The sequence below is a fragment of the Arthrobacter sp. Y3222053 genome (genome assembly GCF_059092805.1).
Genome location: NZ_JBNHIA010000002.1, coordinates 767,543 through 789,985, shown reverse-complemented (window position 1 = coordinate 789,985; position 22,443 = coordinate 767,543). Strand labels below are relative to the sequence as shown.

The window sequence follows — 22,443 nt, the reverse complement described above, 5'->3', positions numbered from 1 at the left end:
GCAGGGCGCCCTGACCGGACGTCTCAGGAAAGGCGGTCAGGCGCTGCCTACCCCGTACGCCGTGAGGTAGTAGTCGACTCCGGACGGGACGTTGACCTGGATGCGGTCTGGAACGGTGCCCGGGTCCGCCGGGTCATGTGGCGGGGTCGTATAACTGTTGATCGCGGGACCCCCGCAGGAGCTGCCGAAGGTGCTCGAGAGTTCAGAATTGGTGTCGTTTCCAATGGTGATCTCGTAAGCGGATTCACTGTCGCAAATCAGAATCACCATGACGGCTTGCTGCGCCGCTGCATCGGGGAGGGTAAAACTCTTCGAATCCGTTCCCTGCTCATTGAGCAGCAGCATTCCTGTTCTGGCGCGATCGTTCGCTCTTTCCGGATGGTCTGCCCAATAGTCGGCCACGCTCGTCAGCGGAGAAAAAACAGAAGTCTGTTCGGCGCCAGGGGCTGCCGTGGCAGCAGATCCGGTTGCGCTGGTCTCGGCATTGTGGGCAGGCTCATCGGTCTGAGCGCTGCAGGCGGAAATGGTCAGTGCTGCCATCAGCACGCTGGCGAAGGGAATGCGCCGATTTTTCATTCGTCGAGCCTTCAGCAGCACTAATGTTGTGTCAACAGGAGTGCTCAGGGAGCCAGGTGGATTCCCAGGTCGGTGCGGCCGGGCAGGATGTCGGCGCGCAGGGACCGGGTGCCGCGGTAGTCGCCGTCGCGCAGGGTGCGGAACCGCCGTGCCGGCTCGGTGTCCAGCCCTGCCAGCCGCTCCCGCAGCCGCTTGGCCTCTCGATCCACGTCGGCAGACTCCAGCGAGTCGGCGTCGTACACCGCGTGCAGGGCCAGCGGCTCGATGCCCACGTACCAGAGCACGCCGTGCGTGATGGGGAAGAGCAGTGAGTCCAGGTCGCCGCTGATGCCGCGCGGGCCGATGGAGCGCGCGTCCTCCCCGGCCGTGACGACGACGAGCGCCCGCCGCCCGGCCAGCCCGCCGTCGCCGTACCGGCGCGGCACGCCGAGCTCCGGATCCATGTCCCCGTAGGCAAACCGGTCGGTGAGGACCCGGTCAAACCAGCCCTTGAGGATGGCCGGCGGGCCGTACCACCAGAGCGGGAACTGCAGGACCAGCAGTTCGGCGGCGGCGAGCTTGGCCTGTTCCGCCTGCACGTCGGCGGGCAGCTGCCCGGCGGCGTAGGCGTCGCCGGCCTGTTCGGCGAGGTTTCCGGGTGCGTCGGCCAGGTCTCCGAGGTCGCGGTTGCCGAACAGGGGATCAAATCCCTGCGCGTACAGGTCCGACGTCGCCACCTCGTACCGCGCGGACAGCGCCTCGACGCCTTCGCGGAACAGGCGGCCGTTCAGGGATCCGGCCCGGGGATGGGCGGTGACCCAGAGGGCGGTTCCCGGGGTGGGCGGATGATGAATCGACATCAGGACTCCTCTGTGGCTACGGACAGTGGGTGGGCGTCGCCGGTGACGGCGAGGAGAACCCGGGCGAGCATGCTGCGGGCCTGGCCGGCGCTGATCCGGCCGGCGAGCGCGGCCCGGGCCAGGGCGTCGCCGGCACCGATGAGCGCCTGCAGCCCGGCGGCATCGATCGGGCCGGTGAACGGTTCCAGGGCGTCCCGGCACATGGCCAGATACGCGTCCTCGGCTTCCCTGCGCACCGCGGCGAGGGCAGGGGAGCCTGAGAGGGCGGCGACGACGTCGGCCAGTTCCCGGCCCTCGGCGAGGCAGCAGTCGATGTACGCGGCGGCGACCAGGCCGGCGACGGCGGGCAGCTGCGGCCGGGCCTCGGCCAGGGCGGCCGCGAGCGCCCGGCGCTGGCGGGCCTCGAACTCGCGGTACAGCTCGGCGAAGACGCCGGCGCGGTCTCCGAAGTGGTCATACACCAGCGGTTTGGTCACCCCGGCCCGGTCGGCGAGCCGGCCGAGGGTGAAGCCGTCGGTTCCGGCGTCGCGGATCAGTTCCCGGGCCGCATCGAGCAGCTGGGCGCGCCGCTCCGGCCGGGACAGCCGGCGGCGCGCTGCCGCGTGGGAGAGACCCGTCATCGTTCCTCCAGGTGCTGGAAACCATCGCTAACTTACTCGCAGTAAGCTACTCCGGGTAGGTTCGGATGGACAGACCCCCGGGGGCGGACGTCGTCGGGTCAGGCACAGACGTATTCCCCGCCATTTGGCTGCTGCGTACACTGCTGCGCATGCAGCCGACTCCGTCATCTTCTCCGCAGCCCGACGCCGGAACAGGGGAGCGCGGCAAGCCCGGGATCGCGGTGGTGGGGGCGGGGGTGATCGGCCTGACGACCGCGGTCGTGCTGGCTGAACGCGGGTACCCGGTGGAGCTGGTGTCCGCGGGCCGTGGCCGGGCCACCGCCTCGCATGCGGCCGCTGCCTTGGTGGGACCCGCCGTTCCGATGTTCGGGGAACAGATGTTGGCCTGGACGGAGACGGGGATCCGGGAGTTCACCCTGCTCGCCCGGGACGGCGGACGCGGGGTGCGGCTGCAGGACGGCCGGCTGGTCACCGCCACCACCGACGAGACGCCGGACTGGGCCTACCGCGTGCCCGGGTACGGGCCCTGCAGCCCGGAGGAGCTGGCGGGCTACCCCGTGGGCTTCTGGGCCGAGCTGCCGGTCGTGGACATGCCGCCCTACCTCGACTACCTGGAACAGCGGCTGCGGCTGGCCGGCGGCACCGTCACCGAACGGACCGTGACCGACCTGCGCGAGGGCTGGCCGCCGGAGACCGTCGTGGTCAACAGTGCCGGCGCCGCGGCGGGCAGCCTCGCGGCCGACGACGACCTGACCCCTGTCTACGGGCTGAGCGTGATCGTGCCCAACCCCGGCCTGGACACCTTCTTCTACGAGGCCGCCGCCTCCGAATGGGTGTCCTGGTTCTGCCACGGCGACCGGCTGAGCCTCGGCGGCGACGCGCTGCTCCAGCCGCCGGCCGACCCGGAGGCCGCCGCCGCGGAGATCACCGCCCGCTGTGCCGCCGTCGAACCCCGGCTGCAGGGCCTCGAACCGCTCGAGATCCGCGTGGGCGCCCGGCCGATGCGGGAGACGGCGCGGCTGGAATGGGACGCCGCGTCCCCGGCCCCGTTGCTGCACCACTACGGGCACGGCAGCGTGGGCGTGACGACATCCTGGGGTGCCGCCTTCGACGCCGCGGACCTGATCGAGGAGGAACTGCCGGGCCGCTAGAAGCGCAGGCGCGCGCGACAAACCCGCGAACAGTACAGCCTTCGATGTACTATGGGCCCGTGGAAACGCTGACTCATCACTCCGTGCTGGCCAGGTTCGGCTATGCCCTGTCCGACCCGATCCGCGCGCAGGTCCTGCTGGCCCTGCGGCAGGGGCCGTCGTACCCCGGTGATCTGGCCGAGCTCGCGGGGGTGAGCAAGCAGCGTCTTTCAAACCACCTGAGCTGCCTCCGGGGCTGCGGGCTGGTCGTTGCCATCCCGGAAGGCCGCAGGGTCCGCTACGAACTGGCTGACGGCAAACTCGGCGACGCGCTGGATGCCCTGGTCGGCGCCGCCGTGGTGGCCCAGCCGGAGTGCTGCTGCACCAGCGGTCAGCACCACGCAGGCGGAGGTGGCTGCTGCTGATGGCTGCCTCCGTTGGCCAGAGCCCGGCGTCCACAGCGGACGCGCAGCGGCGGGCCGTGCTGTCCCGGCGGATCCGGTTCTTCGTGGCCGCCACCATTACCTACAACGTGATCGAAGCGGTCGTCGCGATCAGCGCCGGAACGGTGGCATCGTCCAGTGCCCTGATCGGATTTGGTCTGGACTCCATGGTCGAAGTCCTCTCGGCAGCGGCCGTGGCCTGGCAGTTCGCGGGCCGGGATCCGGAAGCACGGGAGAAGTCCGCGCTGCGGCTGATCGCCTTCTCCTTCTTCGGCCTCGCCGCGTTCGTGACCTTCGATGCGCTTCGCGCCCTGCTGGGGGCAGTGGAAGCCCAGCATTCGCCCGTCGGAATCGTCCTGGCCGCGGTCAGCCTGGCGGTCATGCCGTTCCTGTCCTGGGCCCAGCGCCGGGCCGGGCGGGAACTGGGCTCCCGCAGCGCGGTGGCGGATTCCAAGCAGACCCTGCTGTGCACGTATCTGTCCGGGGTGCTGCTGATCGGTTTGCTGCTCAACAGCACCCTCGGCTGGTCCTGGGCGGACCCGCTCGCTGCCCTGGTCATCGCCGTCGTCGCCGTCAAGGAAGGCTGGGAAGCGTGGAAGGGTGACTCCTGCTGCGCCCCGTCGTTCGGAGCCGTCGACGCCGGTGCCGGCGAAGACACCTGTGGGAGCGTGCCGGGCGGCGCTGCCCAACCATGCTGCGGCACCAACACCACGCCGTCCCGGCCCGCCTGACGGGTTCAGCAGGGTTATCCCTCCCGACGGCGAGCGGGCGGCGGGGGCCGGGTCCAGGTCCATAACCGCTGCCCATGCCCGCTCCTGGTGCTACCCCTTCCCCGGAACCCGGGCCTACGTGGACAGGCGCGCGACGTCGTCGGCCACCGCCGCCATCCGGCCCTCGAACTGATGTCCCCCGGTCTCGTGCCGGCGCACGACGGCGTCGGGGAGCAGGACCCCGAACCGGTCCAGATGGCCAACGGGGACGGTCTCGTCGTCGGCGCAGTGGTGGAACACGATCGGCAGCCCGGCCGGCGTATCAAAGTCCGCGGGCAGTGCGTACTCGCCCTGCCAGCCCTCCTCACCCCAAAAGGGCGTGGCCAGCAGGATTAAGCCCCGCGGCAGCGGCCCCTGCCAGCCGTCCGCGAGCTGCAGCAGCGCCATGGATGCACCGAAGGAATGCCCGACGACCACCGCCTCCGCGCCGAGTCCGGCCCACGCGTCGGTAATACCCCGGAGCCAGCCCGCGGCGGACATGTCCTCGTCTGGAAAACGGTGCATGGTCACCGGCACATCCAGGCGGGCGCCCAGCTCCCCGGCCAGCGGCTGATCATCCTCCCAGCCGCCGGCGCCGTGAAGGAAAAGGACGTCCATACGCTGCTCCCGCCTGCCCGCCTGCCTGACCGCCCGCTGCCCGCCTGCCCGGTTCGCTCGGTGGGCTCGGTGGGCTCGGTGCGCTCGGTGCGCTCGGTTCAGCCACCGTAACCCCGGAGCCTGCCTCGCCGAGCCCGGGTGCGGAAACTCCGGTCCCGGGGTTGGCGCTGGAACGGATCGGCTGACCGCCCCGCTGGGCTGATACCTTCCGCCGCCTTAGAGCCAGTCGTTCTCCCTGGCGTACCGGGCGGCGTCGTGACGGGTCCGCTGGCCGGTTTTCTGGATCGCCGACGACAGGTAGTTGCGCACCGTGCCGGGTGACAGGTGCAGGATCCGGGCGATGTCGTGCACGCTGTAGCCGTCGCCGGTGACCCTCAGGACGTCCTTTTCCCGGTCAGTCAGCGGCGATGTGCTGATCAGTGCGCGGGCCGAGACCGAGGGGTCGATCACCCGTCCGCCGCGGGCCACGGTCACCGCGGCCGCGGCGATCTCGTCCGGGTCGGTGTCCTTGCCGAGGAAGCCGCGGACGCCGAGCTGCAGGGCGCTGCGCAGCGTCCCCGGGCGGGCGTGGCGGGTCAGGACGAGGATCGGCTGGTCCTTCACACGCGCAAGCATCCGGGACGCCGCTCCCAGCCCGTCCAGGACCGGCATGTCGAGGTCGAGGATCGCCAGGTCCGGGCGCAGCTGCTCGAACAGCCGAACCGCCTCCACCCCGTCCGCGGCCTCGGCCACAATCTCCAGCTCCGCCTCCAGGGGCAGCAGGGTGGCCAGGGCCGTACGGATCAGCCGCTCGTCGTCGGCCAGCAGCACTCTCAGCATCAGCCGGCCGCCGTCAGCCGGGCGGTGAGGGTCACGGTGCCTTCGCCGTGGCGGAGCTCAAGGTCCCCGTCGTTCGCGCGGAGTCGGCGGCGCAGCGTCTCCAGGCCCCGCAGCGTTGGGGGAGCGGCAGGTGCCGGCACGCCGTCGTTGGTGACGGCGATCCGGTCCGGTCCGACCACCACCCGGACCCGCTCGGGGCGTGAGTGGCGCAGGATGTTGGTGGTGGCCTCGCGCAGCACCCGCGCCAGGACGGGGCCGTGCTCCGCAGCCGGCGTCCCCTCCGGCCGGTGAACCGAAGTGGCGGCGCCGGCGGCGGTCAGCAGGTCCACGGAGGATTCCAGCTCCTCGGAGAAGCTCAGCGCGTGCCGGTCGGCGGCCAGCTCCCGGGCGGCGGCGATGGTCTCCGCTGTCAGCTGCTGGATGGCGTCCAGCTCCTGCGCCGTCCGCTCCGGATCCACGGTGCGGAGCTTTGCCGCGACGGCGGCCTTCAGCTTGATCACGTGCAGCGTGTGTCCTTGGATGTCGTGCAGGTCCGCTGCGAACCGCTGCCGCTCACGGGCCAGGGAAAGCTCCCGTTCGGCGTCCTTGGCCCGTTCCAGCAGCGTGAAGAGCCGGCGCTCGGAGCCCACGTCCAGGATCGCGCTCAGCCAGACCGCCGCGATGAAGGTCAGCTGGAGAACCGTGCCCGCGGCATTGGGGGAACCCGTGGTGAATGCCAATGCGCTCAGCGTTCCGATGGCCGCGGCAGCGGCCGTGGCCCACAGGACCCTGCGCTTCGCCCGCGCGTCGATCACCGCCCCTGCCGCGACGGCCAGCGCCATGGACCCGGCGGGGTTGGCCAGCGCCAGCGCGGACCACACCAGCGTGGCAAGCCCCACGACGGCGGTTCCGCCCACCAGGAGGAGGTTCGGTTCCTCGTCGATGCGCAGCAGCACGAGCGCGGCCAGCAGCACGCCGGGAACCACGATCAGGATCGCCTTCCAATCCTGGGACACCAGGGCCGTGGCCAGGATGGTGGCCGCAACTGAGTACGCCCAGCTGCGGGCCCGACGGGAGCGCACCATGTTCCGGACGTCCCCGACAGTGCCCGCCTCTGTGATGGCCACGTGTACTCCTTCCGGGAAGCGGCGGGCCGCTTGAGAGGCCCGCCGCCTCCAACCAATCAGAAAACACGGCGGCTGTGCCAGTGACGCTGTGTCATCAAAACCCCTGACCAGACGGCACTGCCCGCCCCGCAGCGCCCCGGGCAGGCTGGAGAGCAACGACACCAAGCACGCTCCGGGTCCCCTTCAGGACCCCCGGAGCCGAATGAAAGGACCCCCGGTGGACCAGCTGCGCGAACGGATTCTGGACCTGCACGGATTTGTGGACTCGCTGCCCGTCCCGCTTCAGATGGCCGTCCTGTTCCTGATCGGGATGGTGCCCTTCCTCGAAGGCGACTTTGCCGCGACCGTCGGGGTGGTCGCAGGAATCCACTGGCTCCCGTCCATCCTCCTGGGCGTGGCCGGCACCATCCTGGTGACGCTGCTGGTGCTGCGCCTGGCGCACCGGTTCGGCGAGCGCCGGGAGAACCGGTGGGCGGATCACAAGGTGATGCGCCGGGTCGAGCAGTGGGGCGTGCCGGCGGGCATGGTGATCAGCGGGTTCCTGTTCAGCGTTCCCGCCGCCGCGTTCATCATGCGCTCCTCCGGGCTCGGGCGAAGCATCGTGCTCACCTCGGCCGTCGGCGTCATCATCCTGAACGGGTTCCTGCTCGGGCTGGTGGCCGCCGGCGTGCTCCGCTGGGTGGTCGGCGTCTGACCGCCGGAGCGCCGGCCCGGCACGGTCCATCGGCACCTGCGGCCGCTGCACGCCGCCTCCCTTGACCGCACCGGCACCGTTGGAGGCACTATCGACCAGGCACCGTCCGTTCGCCATCCCGCCCGAGCCTCGAAAGGAACCGACATGCCCCAGCCCACCGGCTTCGCCGTCTCCCTGAACGTTCCCGATCCGCAGGCCTCCGCGGACTTCCTCACCACCCACCTGGGCTACACAGTGGAGATGGAGCAGGACGGCATGGTTTCGCTGAAACATCCCGACGGCGGCTCCAACCTCATCTTCCTGCGCACCGGGCTGCCCACCTTCAAGCCCGCCGAGATAGCCGGCTGCGCCCGTGACGGGCTGCTGCTGGTGCACGTGGTGGAGGGCATCGACCGCTGGCATGAGCAGCTGGCGGCGGCCGGCGTCGACGTCGTCACCGCACCGGAGACCGAACCCTGGGGCGAACGGTACTGCCAGTACCGGGACCCGAACGGGTTGATCGTGCAGCTGGTCGAATGGGTCTGATCCGCGCCTAGGCTGGGAGCAGGAGAACATCGCAGGAAGGCGCAGCATGACCAACGGGCACCAGCCCCATCAGGGCGAAGACCAGGCCGGCCACGAACAGTTCGGCAAGGACTACTGGGAGGCGCACTGGACCGAACCCGGCGGCGACGCCGCCGTCGTGCCCGCCCACCCGGCGCTCGACGAGGAGATCGCGGGCCTGACGCCGGGGACGGCGCTCGACGCCGGCAGCGGCGAAGGCGCCGAGGCGGCCTGGCTGGCGGCGCACGGCTGGGCGGTGACCGCCGTCGACCTGTCCGCCGAGGCGCTGGGACGCGCCGCCGCCCGGTCTCCCGGGGCCGACATCACCTGGATCGAAGCAGACCTCACCGAGTGGCAGCCGGAGGGGAGATTCGACCTGGTGGCCACCTTCTACGCGCATCCGACCATTCCGCAGCTGGCGTTTTACGAGCGGATCTCCCGCTGGGTGGCCCCGGGCGGGACGCTGCTGATCGTCGGGCACCAGCACGGCCACGGACACGGCGCGCACGAACACCCGGAGGAGGCGGTCACGTCCGCCGACGCCGTCCAGGCGCTGCTGGACCCGGCGCAGTGGCGGGTCGAAACCGCCGTCGAACGCGGCCGCACCGCCATCAGCCGGCACGGCGACCCCGTACAGCTGCAGGATGTGGTGGTCCGCGCTGTCCGCCGCAGCTAACGCAGAGGCCGGTCGATCCTTCCTGAAACCGGCGGCGGCCCGACGTAGGCTGGCCGCCATGCAGACACCGGCAGGAAACGGGGAGGACGTGGCAGCGTTGAAAATCGGAATCGTCGGGGCCGGGGGAGTCGGGGCCTACTTCGCCGCCGCTCTGGCCCGGACCGGGCAGGAGGTCCACCTGCTCGTCACGCCCCGCCATCTGGCGCCGCTGACCGGGCGAGGCGTGCGCCTGACCACCGGCGACGGACGGGACGAGGTGGTTCCCGTGGCCGGCGTCGCCACCGACGCAGCCGCGATCGGGGAGTGCGACGCCGTGATCCTCGCCTGCAAGGCAGGGGCTGTGCGCGAAGTCATGGCCACGGCCAAGCCGCTGCTCGGCCAGGACACCGCGGTGCTGCCTTTGCAGAACGGTGTCACCGCGTCCGAGCAGATCACCGCCGCCGTCGGACCCGGGCACGCCCTGGGCGGCCTGGCGCTGATCATTTCGTATCTGGTTGAGCCGGGCCACGTCCACCACGTGGGCGGACAGCCCGCCGTCACCCTGGGCGAACTCGACGGCGAGACCACGCCCAGGGTGCAGGCCCTCGCCGACGCGCTCAACGCGGCCGGCATCCGCGCCCGGGTTTCGGCGGACATCACCACGGGTCTGTGGCGGAAGTTCATGCTCATCGCCTCCTACGGCGCTGTCGGCGCGCTCTGCCGCAAAACGGTCGGCGAAACCCGGACGAATCCGCAGACCCGCAGTCTTGTGGAGGACGCGATGCGCGAAGCCGCCGCGATCGGCGCTGCGGCCGGGGCCAGGCTCACCGAGGCGGACGTGCAGAAGACCATGGAGCAGTACGACGCCTTTGCGCCGGAGAGCACCGCCTCCATGCAGCGCGACCTCCTCGCGGGCCGGCCCTCCGAACTTGAGGAACAGAACGGAGCGCTCGTCCGGATCGCCGCCCGGCACGGCGTTTCGGCCCCCATCCACACGACCATGTACCGGGCCCTCAGCATCCTCGACACCCCTGCCTGAGTCACGCACAGGCCGGCTGCCCGGCCGCCGGTCAGGCCGCGCCGGTGCTTGCCGACCTGTCCTTACAGTGCCAGCACGACCCCGAGCACCAGCGGAAAGACCACGAAGACCGCCAGGAACACGACGACGGCGGCGCGGCCCTTCGCGTTGCCGACGTTCACCGTTAGGCCGGTGCCGGAGCCGCTGCGCTTGGGCACCAGGACGTGCGGGTCATCGGGGTTGTTGTAGAAGCCGCCGGCGACCCAGAGCCTGTCCTCGGCCTGCTCATCCTCGGTGGGGTGGACGCCGCGGGCCAGGGCGGTGCGCCGGGCCCAGCGGGATGCCAGCGCGTAGGCGGCGACCACTGCCGCCAGCAGCAGCGCGGTGCCCGCCAGCGCCGGCCAGATGGGCACCTGCTCCGGATTCCGCCATCCGTTCACCGTCAGGTACCCGAGGATGCACGCCAGCAGCACACCGACGCCGCCCATCGCCGCGATGGTGCCGCGGATCATGCCTTCGCGCCGGTACAGCTCCCAGGCTGTGGCTTCCTGCTCCGCGGGAACCATCACCGGCACCGCGGCGGCGATCAGCGCGAGGAACAGGATGAGCCCCGCCCCGATCATCAGGGGCAGGAAGACCGAGCCGAAGGACTTCTCCGCCCAGGCATCGGGCTGCCCGGAGGCTCCCCAGTGGGTCGGCACGGTGTCCGGAAGCGAGTCATAGATCGTCGTCCCGTAGGCGAAGCACCCGGCCAGGATCAGCAGCGCTGCGGGATACAGCAGCCACAGGGCAGCACGGCCACGGGCGATCTGAATGTCGGTCTCGGCTGTCATGGTTCCACAGCCTAACCCGGGCTGTGCGGGACGTCGCCTTCCTCTGCCGGCCGACGCCGGGTGGCTTTAGTCGATCAGTGACGCCAGGAAGTCGTCGGCGGCGGCGACGTCGGCGCGGTCGTAGGCGCTGACGCTGGGCATGATTTCCGCGGCCCCGGTACGCTCCAGCAGCCCTTTTAGCTGCCCGGCCACCTGATCGGGCGTGCCGGTGACGGCGGCGGCCGTGAACGAGCGGACCGCAGCGGCCTTTTTCGGGCTTGCCTTCGCCAGCAGCTCCCGTACTTCCTCCACCGGCCGCAGCGGGCGGAACTCGCCGACGTCGCGCGAATCCGCGTGCGCCCAGGCCTCGGGCAGCAGCAGCTCCCGGGCACGGCCGGCGTCGTCGGCGACCGAGACCTCCACGCTGGCGATCAGGTAGGGCTCCGGCGCCGCTTCGCTGGGCCGGAACTCGGCGAAGTAGCGGCCGAGGGCGGCGGTGTTGCCCAGCAGGGGCCCGCCGACCACGGCCGGCAGGCCCAGCCGTGCGGCCAGCGACAGCCCGTCCTTGATGGCCAGGAGGAACATGGGGGGAGCGGCAGTCCGGGGCCGGGCGGTGAGCCCGGCTCGGCCGTGCAGGTAGTCCCGGACCCCGGCCACTTCGGCGGCGTACTCGCCGTCGCGCAGCACGGTGCGTCCGAGCGCCTGGCGCACGGGCGCCGTGAAGCCCAGGGAGCCGCCCAGCCCGAGGTCGATCCGCCCCGGGGCGAGCGCCTCCAGCAGCAGCGCCTGCTCGGCGATGACCAGCGGCCGGTGGTTGGGCACCATGATCCCGCCGGTGCCGAGGCGGATCCGCTGTGTGCGGGCGCCGACCGCGGCCAGCAGCACCGCCGGCGCGGAAATGGCGATGCCGGGAACGGCATGATGCTCGGCGGTCCAGAACCGGGAAAAGCCGAGCCCCTCGGCCCGTACCGCCCGGTCCACGGTGGCCGCGATCGTCCCGGCATCGGTCTCCCCGACGCGGGTACGTGCACGGTCCAGCAGGGAGACGCGCATCAGGGCCGGCCGGCCGGCACCGCGGCCAGCTCGCGGAGCTCCGCCGCGGTGAGCCGGGCGCCGAATGCCGGTCCGCCAGGTTCCAGGAACCGTGCGGCGGCCAGCGAGTCCACGGGGATGGGATCGTAGCCCAGCCGGTCGACCAGCCCGGCGACCAGTGCGACGGCGCCCGGCTCATCTCCGGCCACGGCCAGGCCCAGCCGCTCCGGATGCCCGGCGGGGCGCCGGTCCGGCTCCAGGTGGTGGTAGCCGGTGTGGTTGAAGGTCTTGACCACGGTGGCGTCCGGGAGTATCTGCTGCACCACCAGGCTGGAGCCCTTCTCGGCGGCGTCGAAAGCGGCGATGCTGCCATCCACCGGCGGCCAGTAGTTCATCGCGTCCACCACGATCCGCCCTGCCAGCAGCGCGGGATCGAGGTCCGGCAGCCGGTGCAGCGGCAGGGCGAGGACCACCAGGTCGGCATCCGCCACGGCGTCGGCCGTCCAGCGCGCCTCGGCACCGGGGGCGAGGATCCCGGTCATCAGCGCCAGCTCCGCAGGATCCCCGGAGCCCGACAGCGTGACCCGGCATCCGGCCTCCAGCAGGCTCCGGGCGACGACGGTGCCCACCTTGCCAGCGCCGATAACCGCTACCTGGTGGACGGATCGGGCGGCGGCGGACTCGGCGGGGGAGAGTGGGAGGTTCTCGACGGGCGGCTGGCTGCTCATGCCTTCGGCAACACGCGCAGCGGGGCTGCCATTCCCGCAGGCTTCGGGGCGCGCCGGGGGTGTGAACCGCTTTCGGCTTGCACCCAGGACGCCTAGAGTGGACGCCACTGCGCTTCCGCCAGGTCAGGAGGCAGCCATGTCCTCGAACGCCGCCCGCCGGAGCCTGATCGAGCCCTGCCCTCCGCACCGGCAGTCGCAACCGCAGGCGCGCCGGCGAGCGCGCCGCCGGGCCGCCGCGCTCGCCGTCGTCCTGCTGCTGCCCGGGCTCACGGGATGCATGCCCGGTCCGGATCAGCAGGGCCCGGCGCCGGCCGCATCACCGGGAACCGCCGTGGCCGTGGAGACGATCACGGAGGACCTGGACGCGCCGTGGTCCATCACCTTCACCGCGGACGGCACCCCGCTGGTGAGCGAGCGTGACACCGCGCGGATCCTGGAACTGGCTGCAGAGGGCGCCGCCCGGGAAGTCGGGACCATCGAGGGCGTGGGGCCGCGCGGTGAAGGCGGCCTGCTGGGCATCGCCGCCCACGAGGGATACCTCTACACCTACTTCACCGGCCGGGGTGAGAACCGGATCGAGCGCCGGGAACTGACCGGCGCACCCGGCGCCCTGGGCCTGGGGCCGGCACAGACGCTGCTGGCAGGAATCCCCGCAGGAACGATCCACAACGGCGGCCGGATCGCCTTCGGCCCGGACGGGCTGCTGTACGCCACGACGGGCGACGCCGGAAACTCCGACAACGCGCAGGATCGGGCCGCGCTCGCCGGCAAGATCCTGCGGCTGGAGCCCGACGGCGCGGTGCCCGACGACAACCCGTTTCCCGGGTCGCCGGTGTACAGCTACGGACACCGCAATCCGCAGGGCCTGGCCTGGGATGCCGACGGGACGCTGTACGCCAGCGAGTTCGGGCAGAACACCTGGGACGAACTGAACGTCATCGAACCCGGCGGCAACTACGGCTGGCCTGCGGCGGAGGGCATCGCCGCTACCCCGGATTCCATCGATCCGGTGCAGCAGTGGGAACCCGACGCCGCGAGTCCCAGCGGCGTCGCCGTCGCCGGCGGCAGCGTCTGGATCGCGAACCTGCGCGGCGAACGGCTCCGCGAGGTCCCGCTGGAGGACACCTCCACGGCGACCGAGTACCTGGCGGGGGAACACGGGCGGCTGCGCGACGTCGTCACCGCCCCCGACGGCGCGCTGTGGGTGCTCACCAACAACACCGACGGCCGCGGCAGCCCCTCCGCCGGGGACGACCGGATCCTGCGGGTCGACGTCGGCCGTTGAGGCCCGGGGCAGGTTACTTCAGCAGCCGGGAGAGCCGGCGGTCCGCCAGGATTTTGCCGCCGGTCTGGCAATTGGGGCAGTACTCCATGGAGTTGTCGGCGAAGGACACGCTGCGCACCGTGTCCCCGCACACCGGGCAGACCTCACCGGCCCGGCCGTGCACGCGCATGCCGCTGCGCTTGGCGTCCTTCAGCTCGGCCGCCGGCTTGCCCGCCGCTGCCGCCACCGCCTCCGCCAGCACCCCGCGCAGCGCCGTGTACAGCCGCTGGACCTCGTCGGCGTCCAGCGAGTCCGCGAGCGCGAACGGGGACATGTGTGCCGCGTGCAGGATTTCGTCGGAGTAAGCGTTGCCGACGCCGGCGATCGTGCCCTGGTCCCGCAGGACGCCCTTGATCTGCGTGCGCCGTCCGGCAAGCAGGCCGGCGAACACCTCGGCAGTGAAATCCCCGTCCAGCGGATCCGGGCCCAGCCGGGCAATTCCGGGCACCTGGTCCGGCTCACGCACTACGTAGACGGCCAGGGACTTCTTCGTGCCGGCCTCGGTCAGATCGAACCCGGAACCGTCGGAGAAGCCGGCCCGCAGCGCCGTCCGGCCCTTGCCTGGCTTCAACGGGGCGGCGGGCGCCTGCTCATACCAGCGCAGCCAGCCGGCCTTGGCCAGATGGAACACCAGGTGCAGCTGCTCGCCCGTGCCCGGCTCCGCCGCCGCCAGGTCCAGGAACTTGCCGTGCCGGACGACGCCGGTCACCGCCGCGCCGTCGAGCGCGCTGATGGGCGGGTCAAAGGTCTTCAGGGCATTGATCTGGCCGACGGCCACGCGCGTCAACTGCAGTCCGCGCGTCCGCTCGTCCAGGAATCGGACCAGGCCCTCCACTTCCGGCATCTCAGGCATGCGCCCATCCTTCCACCGGCCGCCGTCGATGGCGACCTGCCGTGGGCACGGCCTGCGGTCTCAGCCGGTGCCGTCGGATCCCGGAGACACCGGGCCTGGAGACAAGGGTGCAGGAATCAGCCGGGGCAGGATCCGAACGCAGGCCACCATGCCGATCAGTTCCACGAGGGTCTGCGTCACGACGACCAGGGGCACCAGCGCCAGGGAGTCCGGCAGCGCCAGGGCCAGCGGAAGAACCACGAGGGAGTTCCTCGTCGCGCCGCTGAAGACCGCCGCCGTGGAGCTGCCCGGGTCAAGGCCCGCCGTCCGGGCGGCGAACAGGCCCAACGGGACCATGATGACCAGGAAGGCGACGTACACCGGCACCGCAGCGAGCAGGGAGCCCAGTTCCCGCCCCACGCCGACGATCTGGGAAGCGACCACCACGGCGAGCACCAGCATCATCAGCGGCACCATGAGGTTCTGCAGGAGGGCCATCACGCGGCGGGCCGCCGACGAGCGGCGCGCCAGGCGCTGCACCAGGGCCGCCGCCGCCAACGGCGCGGCGATCAGGCCGATGAGCGCCTCGACGAAGGGCGCCGGTTCGATGACCGACACCAGGTCCGGTCCGATGAACAGCAGCAGGTACAGCGGGAGGAGCACCATCTGGGCCAGCATCAGGACCGGCGCCGCGGCAAGGAGGCGATCGCTCGAACCGCCGGCCAGGCCGGAGAACACGATGACGTAATCAACGCAAGGGGCAAGCAGGACCAGCATCACCCCGACGAGCAGCGCCTGCTCCCCGGCGACAAACCGGGACAGGCCGTAGACGACCGCCGGTACCACCAGGAAGTTCAGGACCAGCACCGTGGCCATGAACCGTCCGTCCCGGACGGCCCGGCCGATGCGGGCGAACGGAATGCCCAGGAAGGTGGCGAACAGCAGCAGGCCCAAGAGGGGGCTGATGGACAGCTGGAGGGGAGCGGCGGCCGCCGGCGCCAGCCATCCGAAGATTCCGCCGGCTGCAAGGGCCAGCAGGTAGAGGCCCACCTGGTGTCGTTCCATTCGGGCCACCAGACGCGTCTGCATGCACCCAGCCTAGGGCCGGCGGGCCCTCCGCCCCGAGCCGGCTGCGTGCACCTCAATGGCCGGCGGGGAGGAGCTACCCTGACCGGTTGAACTCCAGCGCCACGCCCAGCCAGAAGTCCAGCTGCTCCTGGTCGGCCACGGCGTCTCCGCGCACCGAGATCCAGCCCCCTCCCATGCTGCGCCCGGCGCCCATCTCCGCTTGTGCCGCTCCCGGCCGTCCCAGCAGCTCAGCGTGCCGGTCCGGTGACACCCGCACCAGCAGATCACCGGTCTTCCGGGCGGCGGCCACCATCTTTCCGTTCACCATGAAGGAACGGCCGCCGAACATGGCCACCTCCCGGGCCGGCGGCTCCACCGCCAGGGCAGCCCGTACCCGGCCCACCAGATCCTCCTGTGCCATCGGGTGCCCCTTCCACTCGTCCCCGGAACCCGGCCGGCGTCCGGGGCCCGTTTCGCCGCCCGCTCGCGCATCTGCTCCGATTCGCTTCTGGCGCCCCGGGTACCGGCCTATCCTGTCCCCGGGCGCCGCCGCGGCGACCTGCCGGACTGTAGCGGACCGGGCCGCCGCCGTGCACCAGGGGAGGACGATATGACCGCAGCGGGAGCACAGGGCAGGAGCGAGGGACGGACAGGACTGCAGGAGGAGGAGCTGCTGGTGCTGGAGCGGCAGCTGGCCGCGGAGGGCGCACCCGCGTACGTGGAGCTGCTGCATCACGAGGCGCTGCTCGTGGTTCCCGGGGCGGTCCTGGACCGCAGTCAGTGCATAGACGCGATCGCCGCGTCCCCCGGCTGGGACGACGTCGACCTCGCCCCGCTGTGGTACTTCAGGAACGGCCGGACCGCCGTCCACACCTATCGGTTCACCGGCCGCCGCGGCGCCGAGACCTACCGGGCGGTGATGTCCTCCAGCTGGGTGGACACCCCCGACGGCGCGCGGCTGATCCACCACCAGCAGACGCCCGAGCGCTGAGGGCCGGGCACCGGGCCCCCGGACACTGGGCCGCCGCTTCCCCGACGCGCGCCGGTGACGTACCGCGTCATCACTGCGGCTTAGGCTGCCCCGGTAGGTAGGCTTTTAGGCCGAAGTGCTCGCGATAAGGGGTTTGTGTGTCCACAGCTGTCCCGGCGGGGACCCGGCCCGACGCTGATCCGCTGGGCCGGGCCCGACGCCGCCGCCGTAACACCGGCATCCTCGCCGCGCTCGCCGCCGCTGTCTTCGCCGCTGCCCTGATGGGCGTGGCGGTCGGCCCGGTCTGGGTGCCGCCCGGTGAGGTGCTGCAGGTCATTGCGGCGCGCCTGGGGGCAGGACCGACGGCGGGGCTGGACCCGGTGGCCGACGCCATCGTCTGGGACGTCCGCCTGCCCAGGGTGCTCATGGGCCTGTCCGTGGGCGCCGGGCTGGCCGTCTGCGGCATGGCGCTGCAGGCCATGGTGCGCAACATGCTGGCCGACCCGTACCTGCTCGGCATCAACTCCGGTGCCTCCAGCGGCGCCGCCGCCACCATCCTGTTCGGGCTCGGACTCGGGCTGGGCGAGCACGCCCTGGCCGGCAGCGCCTTCCTGGGCGCGCTCGCAGCCTCCCTGCTGGTGTTCGTCGTGGCCCGGGCCGCCGGGCGCATCACCTCCGTGCGCCTGCTGCTGGCCGGGGTCGCCGTCGGCTATGCGCTCTCCGCGCTGACCAGCTTCCTGATCTTCGCGTCCGGTTCCGCCGAGGGTGCCCGCTCAGTGATGTTCTGGCTGCTTGGCTCCCTGTCACTGTCCCGGTGGGGAACCCCGCTGGCGGCGCTGGGCGCCGTCGTCGTGCTCACCGTCGTCCTGCTCACGGCCTGGGCCCGGCGGCTGGACGCCCTGGCCGTCGGCGACGAAACGGCCCTGGCCCTGGGCGTGCGGCCCACCCGCTTCCGCACCCAGCTGCTGGTGGTGGTCTCGCTCTGCGTCGGCTTCATCGTGGCCGCCTCCGGCAGCATCGGCTTCGTCGGCCTGGTGGTCCCGCACCTGGCCCGCCGCCTGGCGGGCGCCGCCCACGCCTGGGCCGTGCCCGCGGCGGCGCTGCTCGGGGCCCTGTTCCTGCTGGCCGCGGATCTGCTCTCCCGGATGGTGATGCAGCCGCGCGAACTGCCCATCGGCATCGTCACCGCCCTGGTCGGCGCGCCGTTCCTGCTCTACCTCGTCCGCAGGCTGCGTCCCGCCGCCTGACCCGATTCCACCCCGTCAGGAGTCTCTGATGATCCGCACGGCCTCCACCGCCCGCACCCGTACCGCCCGGACGCTCGCCGCCGCCGCGGCCCTCGCCGTCGCCCTCGGCGGCTGCGGCGCCGGCGACACCGGCACCGACGCCCCGGCCGCGGCCGGCGACACCGGCTATCCGCTGACCGTCCGGAACTGCGGCGCCGAGGTGACCTTCGAACAGCGTCCGGAGCGGGCGGTGCTGCTCAAGTCCGCCGCCGTGCCGTTCCTGCATGAGCTGGGCGTGCTCAGCGAGGTGGTCACCGCCCGCGCCGGCGCCTATCCGCGGGACTATTACGACGACGCGACCTGGGCCGAGCTGCAGGAGATCCCCATGCTCAGCGACGAACTGGATTCCTCCGGCCACCTGCAGATCTCCCGCGAAGCCGTGGTGGCGCAGCGGCCCGACGTCGTGCTCGGCGACGCCGCCAACCTGGACCGGGACACCCTGGCTGCCGCCGGGCTGCCGCTGCTCCAGGAACCGGCGCTCTGCCCGCAGCCGCCCACGGACCCCTCCTTTGAGGACATCTACGACCAGATGCGCACCTACGGGCGGATCTTCGACGCCGAGGCGGAGGCTGAGGCCGCCGTCGCGCGGCTGCAGGAGCAGCTGGCGGACGTGCTCGCCGACGTCGACCCGAACGAGCAGCGCACCGCCGCGGTGCTGTACCCGACCGTGGGCGGGGGAGTGCCCTACGCGTACGGCACCTCCTCAATGGCGCATCCGCAGCTGGAAGCCGCCGGCTTCACCAACGTGTTCGCCGACATCCAGGAGCGGGTCTTCGAGGTCACGCCGGAGGAACTGGTCGGCCGGAACCCGGACGTGCTGATCCTGCTGTACTCGGACGGCGCGCCGGAGGACATCAAGGCCGCGGTCACCGGCCTGAACGGTGCGGAGGCGATCACCGCGGTGCAGCAGGACGCGATCCTGGTCCAGCCGTTCAACTTCACGGAGCCGCCCGGCCCGCTGGCCATCGACGGCCTGGCGCGCATGGTGGAGCACTTCTCCCGATGATCGCGGCCAGCGGCCTGGGCTACGCCTTCGGTGACCGGCGGGTGCTCGAGGCGGTGGACCTGCAGGCCCCGCACGGGCAGGTCCTGGGCCTGGTCGGGCCCAACGGATCCGGCAAGACCACCCTGCTGCGCACCCTCTACGGCTCGCTGAAGGGCGACGGTGCGGTGTTCCTGGACCGCGAGGAGCTCACCTCCCTGCCGGCCCGGGAGATCGCCCGCCGGGTCTCCGTGGTGGTGCAGGAAACCCCGGGCGAGCTGCCGCTGCTGGTCTCGGACATGGTGCTGCTGGGTCGTACCCCGCACCGCTCCGGCTTCGCCCGCACCGGGGCCGCCGACGAGCGCGCCGCCGCCGCGGCGCTGGAGCAGGTCGGGGCGCTGCACCTGGCCGGGCAGCCCTTCGACGCGCTCTCGGGCGGGGAACGGCAGCGGGTGCTGATCGCCCGGGCGCTGGCCCAGCAGGCCACACACATGCTGCTGGACGAACCGACCAACCACCTGGACGTGCGCTACCAGCACGAGGTCCTGGGCCTGGTCCGGACCCTCGCGGTGGAACAGCACCACACGGTAGCCGTGGTGCTGCATGACCTGAACCTCGCCGCCGCCTACTGCGACCGGCTGCTGCTGCTCGACGGCGGCCGGGTGGCGGCGGCCGGCACCGCCGACGAGGTGCTGGTTCCCGAGGTGCTGGAACCGGTGTACGGAGTGTCGGTGCGGCGCCTGGACCTCGGCGGGGAGGGCTTCCACCTTGCCTTCCGGGCAAACCGTTACTCAGGTCCGGGCAAAACGGCAGTGCCGGATCCGGGGCGCAGCAGGTAGGCTAGGTGAGCCGGTACGGCAGATTATGTCAGCAGCATTTGCACGGCCTCGGCCCAGCGTTCACCCTAGTGGGAACGCAGGTGACGGAGTCGGGCTCTTTGGGGAGGGATAACAATGGCGGGCGAGGAACACAACGCCGCACAGGGCGATCAGCGCGAGCTGACCGCGGAAGACACGACGTCGATTTTTCTTCCGCCGCTGCAGGATGCCACCACGATCGAGCCGAAGCTCAGCCCGGACGAGCGGGCCGCCGTCGCGGCGCTGCCGGCCGGGTCCGCGCTGCTGATCGCGCACACCGGCCCGAACACCGGGGCCCGGTTCCTGCTTGACTCCGACGTCACCAGCGCCGGACGGCACCCGAACGCCGACATCTTCCTGGACGACGTGACCGTCTCCCGCAAGCATGCCGAGTTCCACCGGACCCCCGAGGGCTTCCGCCTGGTGGATGCCCGCAGCCTCAACGGGACCTATGTGAACAACGACCGGGTCGACACCCTGATGCTGCGCAACGGCAACGAGGTGCAGATCGGCAAGTTCCGGCTCACGTTCTACGCCGCCCGCCCCGCCTCCAGCCGCGAGGGCTAGTAGGCTTACGGTATGTCAGCATCACAACCGGTCAGGCGCCCCCTCGGCGCCGGACAGGACCGCCCGCGCGGCCGCGTCCTGAACATCGGTGAGGTGCTCTCTACCCTCAGCACGGAGTTTTCCGGCATCAGCGCCTCCAAGATCCGCTTCCTGGAGGAAAAGGGGCTGGTTACTCCGCAGCGCACGGCGGCCGGCTACCGCAAATACTCGGCGCACGACGTCGAGCGGCTGCGGTTTGTCCTGGCCCTGCAGCGGGACCAGTACCTGCCGCTGAAGGTCATCAAGGACTACCTCGACGCGATCGACCGCGGCGAGCGGCCCGAGCAGCTGCCCGGCGGGCTGTCCCTGACCCCGCGGGTGGTCTCCGACCAGCTGGCCGGCGAACGCTCCGCCCAGGCCCGCACCCTCAGCTTCGACGAACTGGTGGCCGAGTCCGGCGTCGGCGCCGACCTGGCCCGTGACTTGGTCGAGTACGGGCTGATCGGCAGCCCCGGCGACGGCTATGACGAACACGCCCTGAAAGTGGCGCGGGCCTGCGCGCAGCTGCAGTCCCACGGCCTCGAACCGCGCCACCTGCGCCCCTTCCGCGCCGCAGCGGATCGCGAACTGGGCCTGGTGGAAACGGTGGTGGCCCCCGTCGCCTCCCGGCGCGACGTCGCGTCCAAGGCGCGGGCGGCGGAGATGGCCCGCGAAATCAGCGAGCTCTGCCTGAACCTGCACAGCGCCCTGGTCAATGGGCAGATCGCCCGGATGGAGAACTGAGCGTGCGAGAAGTCGAAGTCGTGGGCGTGCGCATCGAGCTGCCCTCCAACCAGCCGCTGGTCCTGCTCAAGGAGACCGAGGGGGAGCGGCACCTGCCCATCTGGATCGGCGCCCCGGAGGCCAGCGCCATCGCCTTCGTGCAGCAGGGCATCGTTCCGCCGCGCCCGATGACCCACGACCTGCTGGTCAACACGGTCTCCGCCTTGGGCCGGACCATCACCCGGGTGCAGCTGGTGCGCGTGCAGGACACCGTGTTCCACGCCGAGCTGGTGTTCGACGACGGCACCACCGTCAACTCCCGCGCCTCCGACGCGATCGCCGTCGCGCTCCGGGTGCCCTGCACCATCTACTGCGCCGACGAGGTCCTGGACGAGGCCGGCGTGCGGATCGCCGAGGCCGACGACGACGAAGACGAGACGGAGACCCGCGACACCGAGCAGGAGCTGCGCCAGTTCCGCGAGTTCCTGGCCGACGTCGAGCCCGAGGACTTCGAGCACTGACCCGTCCCCGGCCGGCGCGGGTCCGACACGCGGCAGAAAAACCGCCGGCGTCTTTGACCTTGGTCCCGCCCGGCTCTAACGTCGAAGCATAGAGTTCCCCATTGCACCTATGGTCCGCCGGGGGCAGACTGAGAAGCAATTTCCTCAAGCCTGTTCCGCCGCGGCCAGTGTCGATCTCAGGAGGGGACCGCAACAAGGAGGCACACGTGAGTCCGAAAGGCGACGCCGGTAATCAGGGGAAGGGCGCGGCCAACCGCGGCAGGATCCCTGAATCCAGTGCCCAGGGCTTGCTGTTCACCGAAGACCTGCCCCTGCTCGACGAAGACGCCGGCTACCGCGGGCCCACCGCCTGCAAGGCCGCCGGCATCACTTACCGTCAGTTGGACTACTGGGCCCGCACCGGGCTGGTCGAGCCCGCAGTCCGCGGGGCGTCGGGATCGGGCAGCCAGCGGCTCTACTCCTTCCGCGACATCCTGGTGCTGAAGGTGGTCAAGCGCCTGCTGGACACCGGGGTCTCGCTCCAGCAGATCCGCACCGCCGTCGAGCACCTGCGTGAGCGCGGCGTCGAGGACCTGGCCCAGATCACCCTGATGAGCGACGGCGCCAGCGTCTACGAGTGCACCTCCGCCGACGAGGTCATCGACCTGGTCCAGGGCGGCCAGGGCGTCTTCGGCATCGCCGTCGGCCGCGTCTGGCGCGAAGTCGAGGGCAGCCTGGCCCAGCTGCCGAGCGAGCACGCCGAAGACCAGGCCTTCCCCAACGACGAGCTGGGCGCCCGGCGCGCGGCCCGCAAGATCAGCTGACGCCCGGCGGGAGCATCACCAGACAAATTGTGAGCAGACACAGCGAAGGGCGCCTCCCGCAGGGGAGGCGCCCTTCGCTGTAGGGAACGCGGTCTGCCCGCGCCGGCCGC

General features: G+C 71.5%; 28 protein-coding genes. 16 read left to right on the top strand and 12 right to left on the bottom strand.

The window, feature by feature from the left end; translation table 11 throughout:
• Positions 1-36: 36 nt before the first annotated feature.
• Genes AC5RUW_RS07870 through AC5RUW_RS07860 form a run of 3 tightly spaced genes read right to left on the bottom strand, consistent with a single transcriptional unit; the run spans position 37 to position 2,035 of the window.
• Entirely contained in the window at positions 37-597 is a 561-nt protein-coding gene (locus AC5RUW_RS07870) for a hypothetical protein (RefSeq protein WP_494160156.1), read from the bottom strand.
• A 23-nt stretch (positions 598-620) separates the two neighbouring features.
• Positions 621-1,415: an NAD(P)H-dependent oxidoreductase gene (locus AC5RUW_RS07865; protein ID WP_494160155.1), complete on the bottom strand. Its 795-nt coding sequence runs from the start codon at positions 1,413-1,415 to the stop codon at positions 621-623.
• Positions 1,415-2,035 carry a TetR/AcrR family transcriptional regulator gene (locus AC5RUW_RS07860; protein ID WP_494160154.1) on the bottom strand — a complete coding sequence of 207 codons (621 nt, stop codon included), beginning with the start codon at positions 2,033-2,035 and terminating at the stop codon, positions 1,415-1,417. Before AC5RUW_RS07860 ends, AC5RUW_RS07865 begins: the two co-directional genes overlap by 1 nt.
• A gap of 149 nt (positions 2,036-2,184) precedes the next feature.
• On the opposite strand from AC5RUW_RS07860, the gene AC5RUW_RS07855 reads away from it, so the two are divergent.
• From AC5RUW_RS07855 to AC5RUW_RS07845, 3 genes are read left to right on the top strand one after another with little or no spacing between them, the layout of a single operon-like run.
• Complete coding sequence (locus AC5RUW_RS07855) at positions 2,185-3,186, top strand: FAD-dependent oxidoreductase (RefSeq protein ID WP_494160153.1); 1,002 nt, start codon at positions 2,185-2,187, stop codon at positions 3,184-3,186.
• A 59-nt stretch (positions 3,187-3,245) separates the two neighbouring features.
• The gene (locus tag AC5RUW_RS07850) at positions 3,246-3,590 is read left to right on the top strand and encodes an ArsR/SmtB family transcription factor (protein ID WP_494160152.1); all 345 of its coding nucleotides are present in this window, start codon (positions 3,246-3,248) and stop codon (positions 3,588-3,590) included.
• Positions 3,590-4,339 carry a cation efflux transmembrane domain-containing protein gene (locus AC5RUW_RS07845; RefSeq protein ID WP_494160151.1) on the top strand — a complete coding sequence of 250 codons (750 nt, stop codon included), beginning with the start codon at positions 3,590-3,592 and terminating at the stop codon, positions 4,337-4,339. Before AC5RUW_RS07850 ends, AC5RUW_RS07845 begins: the two co-directional genes overlap by 1 nt.
• Before the next feature lie 114 nt (positions 4,340-4,453).
• Here the strand turns inward: AC5RUW_RS07845 and AC5RUW_RS07840 are convergent, their stop codons facing one another.
• The 3 genes from AC5RUW_RS07840 to AC5RUW_RS07830 all read right to left on the bottom strand — a co-directional run bounded on the left by AC5RUW_RS07840 (position 4,454) and on the right by AC5RUW_RS07830 (position 6,900).
• The gene (locus AC5RUW_RS07840) at positions 4,454-4,975 is read right to left on the bottom strand and encodes an alpha/beta fold hydrolase (protein ID WP_494160150.1); all 522 of its coding nucleotides are present in this window, start codon (positions 4,973-4,975) and stop codon (positions 4,454-4,456) included.
• Between the two features lie 216 nt (positions 4,976-5,191).
• On the bottom strand, positions 5,192-5,794 hold the full coding sequence (locus AC5RUW_RS07835) for a response regulator transcription factor (protein ID WP_494160149.1): 603 nt from the start codon (positions 5,792-5,794) through the stop codon (positions 5,192-5,194).
• Complete coding sequence (locus AC5RUW_RS07830; RefSeq protein WP_494160148.1) at positions 5,794-6,900, bottom strand: sensor histidine kinase; 1,107 nt, start codon at positions 6,898-6,900, stop codon at positions 5,794-5,796. The genes AC5RUW_RS07835 and AC5RUW_RS07830 overlap by 1 nt, the downstream gene beginning before the upstream one ends.
• 217 nt (positions 6,901-7,117) lie before the next feature.
• Between AC5RUW_RS07830 and AC5RUW_RS07825 the strand changes: the two genes are divergently transcribed.
• From AC5RUW_RS07825 to AC5RUW_RS07810, 4 genes are all read left to right on the top strand, one after another.
• A complete protein-coding gene (locus AC5RUW_RS07825; protein ID WP_494160147.1) occupies positions 7,118-7,594 on the top strand; it encodes a hypothetical protein in 477 nt (158 codons plus the stop codon).
• Positions 7,595-7,738: 144 nt separating this feature from the next.
• Positions 7,739-8,119: a VOC family protein gene (locus tag AC5RUW_RS07820; RefSeq protein ID WP_494160146.1), complete on the top strand. Its 381-nt coding sequence runs from the start codon at positions 7,739-7,741 to the stop codon at positions 8,117-8,119.
• Positions 8,120-8,165: 46 nt separating this feature from the next.
• Positions 8,166-8,813: a class I SAM-dependent methyltransferase gene (locus tag AC5RUW_RS07815; protein ID WP_494160145.1), complete on the top strand. Its 648-nt coding sequence runs from the start codon at positions 8,166-8,168 to the stop codon at positions 8,811-8,813.
• Positions 8,814-8,871: 58 nt separating this feature from the next.
• Entirely contained in the window at positions 8,872-9,831 is a 960-nt protein-coding gene (locus AC5RUW_RS07810; RefSeq protein WP_494160144.1) for a ketopantoate reductase family protein, read from the top strand.
• 62 nt (positions 9,832-9,893) lie between these two features.
• Here AC5RUW_RS07810 and AC5RUW_RS07805 read toward each other — a convergent pair whose 3' ends face one another.
• From AC5RUW_RS07805 to AC5RUW_RS07795, 3 genes are all read right to left on the bottom strand, one after another.
• Positions 9,894-10,643 carry a DUF1648 domain-containing protein gene (locus AC5RUW_RS07805; RefSeq protein ID WP_494160143.1) on the bottom strand — a complete coding sequence of 250 codons (750 nt, stop codon included), beginning with the start codon at positions 10,641-10,643 and terminating at the stop codon, positions 9,894-9,896.
• A gap of 66 nt (positions 10,644-10,709) precedes the next feature.
• A complete protein-coding gene (locus AC5RUW_RS07800) occupies positions 10,710-11,675 on the bottom strand; it encodes an MsnO8 family LLM class oxidoreductase (protein ID WP_494160142.1) in 966 nt (321 codons plus the stop codon).
• Positions 11,675-12,382: an NADPH-dependent F420 reductase gene (locus tag AC5RUW_RS07795; RefSeq protein ID WP_494160141.1), complete on the bottom strand. Its 708-nt coding sequence runs from the start codon at positions 12,380-12,382 to the stop codon at positions 11,675-11,677. The genes AC5RUW_RS07800 and AC5RUW_RS07795 overlap by 1 nt, the downstream gene beginning before the upstream one ends.
• Before the next feature lie 136 nt (positions 12,383-12,518).
• On the opposite strand from AC5RUW_RS07795, the gene AC5RUW_RS07790 reads away from it, so the two are divergent.
• Positions 12,519-13,667: a PQQ-dependent sugar dehydrogenase gene (locus AC5RUW_RS07790; RefSeq protein ID WP_494160140.1), complete on the top strand. Its 1,149-nt coding sequence runs from the start codon at positions 12,519-12,521 to the stop codon at positions 13,665-13,667.
• A 13-nt stretch (positions 13,668-13,680) separates the two neighbouring features.
• Here the strand turns inward: AC5RUW_RS07790 and AC5RUW_RS07785 are convergent, their stop codons facing one another.
• The 3 genes from AC5RUW_RS07785 to AC5RUW_RS07775 all read right to left on the bottom strand — a co-directional run bounded on the left by AC5RUW_RS07785 (position 13,681) and on the right by AC5RUW_RS07775 (position 16,027).
• Positions 13,681-14,559 (bottom strand): Fpg/Nei family DNA glycosylase, encoded by an 879-nt coding sequence (locus AC5RUW_RS07785; RefSeq protein WP_494160139.1) that lies wholly within the window; start codon positions 14,557-14,559, stop codon positions 13,681-13,683.
• 60 nt (positions 14,560-14,619) lie between these two features.
• On the bottom strand, positions 14,620-15,627 hold the full coding sequence (locus AC5RUW_RS07780) for an arsenic resistance protein (RefSeq protein ID WP_494160138.1): 1,008 nt from the start codon (positions 15,625-15,627) through the stop codon (positions 14,620-14,622).
• A gap of 73 nt (positions 15,628-15,700) precedes the next feature.
• Positions 15,701-16,027, bottom strand: coding sequence for a TfoX/Sxy family protein (locus AC5RUW_RS07775; protein ID WP_494160137.1), 327 nt, complete (start codon positions 16,025-16,027; stop codon positions 15,701-15,703).
• 189 nt (positions 16,028-16,216) lie between these two features.
• On the opposite strand from AC5RUW_RS07775, the gene AC5RUW_RS07770 reads away from it, so the two are divergent.
• From AC5RUW_RS07770 to AC5RUW_RS07735, 8 genes are all read left to right on the top strand, one after another.
• Entirely contained in the window at positions 16,217-16,597 is a 381-nt protein-coding gene (locus AC5RUW_RS07770) for a hypothetical protein (RefSeq protein ID WP_494160136.1), read from the top strand.
• Positions 16,598-16,734: 137 nt separating this feature from the next.
• On the top strand, positions 16,735-17,823 hold the full coding sequence (locus AC5RUW_RS07765) for a FecCD family ABC transporter permease (protein WP_494160135.1): 1,089 nt from the start codon (positions 16,735-16,737) through the stop codon (positions 17,821-17,823).
• A gap of 28 nt (positions 17,824-17,851) precedes the next feature.
• The gene (locus tag AC5RUW_RS07760; RefSeq protein WP_494160134.1) at positions 17,852-18,868 is read left to right on the top strand and encodes an ABC transporter substrate-binding protein; all 1,017 of its coding nucleotides are present in this window, start codon (positions 17,852-17,854) and stop codon (positions 18,866-18,868) included.
• Positions 18,865-19,683: an ABC transporter ATP-binding protein gene (locus tag AC5RUW_RS07755; protein ID WP_494160133.1), complete on the top strand. Its 819-nt coding sequence runs from the start codon at positions 18,865-18,867 to the stop codon at positions 19,681-19,683. The genes AC5RUW_RS07760 and AC5RUW_RS07755 overlap by 4 nt, the downstream gene beginning before the upstream one ends.
• Positions 19,684-19,797: 114 nt before the next feature.
• Positions 19,798-20,268 (top strand): FHA domain-containing protein, encoded by a 471-nt coding sequence (locus AC5RUW_RS07750; protein WP_494160132.1) that lies wholly within the window; start codon positions 19,798-19,800, stop codon positions 20,266-20,268.
• 12 nt (positions 20,269-20,280) lie between these two features.
• Positions 20,281-21,030: a transcriptional regulator FtsR gene (ftsR, locus tag AC5RUW_RS07745; RefSeq protein WP_494160131.1), complete on the top strand. Its 750-nt coding sequence runs from the start codon at positions 20,281-20,283 to the stop codon at positions 21,028-21,030.
• Between the two features lie 2 nt (positions 21,031-21,032).
• Positions 21,033-21,530 (top strand): bifunctional nuclease family protein, encoded by a 498-nt coding sequence (locus AC5RUW_RS07740; protein WP_494160130.1) that lies wholly within the window; start codon positions 21,033-21,035, stop codon positions 21,528-21,530.
• A gap of 206 nt (positions 21,531-21,736) precedes the next feature.
• A complete protein-coding gene (locus tag AC5RUW_RS07735) occupies positions 21,737-22,333 on the top strand; it encodes a MerR family transcriptional regulator (protein ID WP_494006709.1) in 597 nt (198 codons plus the stop codon).
• Positions 22,334-22,443 lie beyond the last annotated feature (110 nt).